This window comes from Mesorhizobium sp. M8A.F.Ca.ET.208.01.1.1 (assembly GCF_004791315.1).
Classification (GTDB): Bacteria; Pseudomonadota; Alphaproteobacteria; order Rhizobiales; family Rhizobiaceae; genus Mesorhizobium.
Genome location: NZ_SRUT01000273.1, coordinates 1 through 309, shown reverse-complemented (window position 1 = coordinate 309; position 309 = coordinate 1). Strand labels below are relative to the sequence as shown.

Below are 309 nucleotides of genomic sequence, written 5' to 3'. Positions count from 1 at the left end.
CGAGCAGGATGGCGCCTGGCGCCAGCATCGCCGTGCCCTGACGCGTGCGGTAGCGGAAGGTGCCCCTGGTCACCGCGGCGACGCAAAAACTGCGATGCTGTTCCTCAAATGGCCTGTCGCCGGCGCGGGCGGTGCAGATCACGTCGGACACCTGCCAACCAGGTCCCGAAGCAAGATTTTCGTCAGCCGTCGCCATCACTGAAAGATAGCAATTTTTCCCAAGCGCAGAACCCTGCAATGCCGTTACTGCTTGCCCTCTCCTGACAAACGAGGCAGCAGCCATGATTGAATCTTTTGCCGAAGCCCTGC

General features: G+C 60.8%; 1 pseudogene. It reads right to left on the bottom strand.

What is annotated here, in order from left to right:
* Positions 1-196 (bottom strand): annotated as a pseudogene (locus tag EN851_RS37575) (AraC family transcriptional regulator); the annotation flags it as partial.
* Positions 197-309 lie beyond the last annotated feature (113 nt).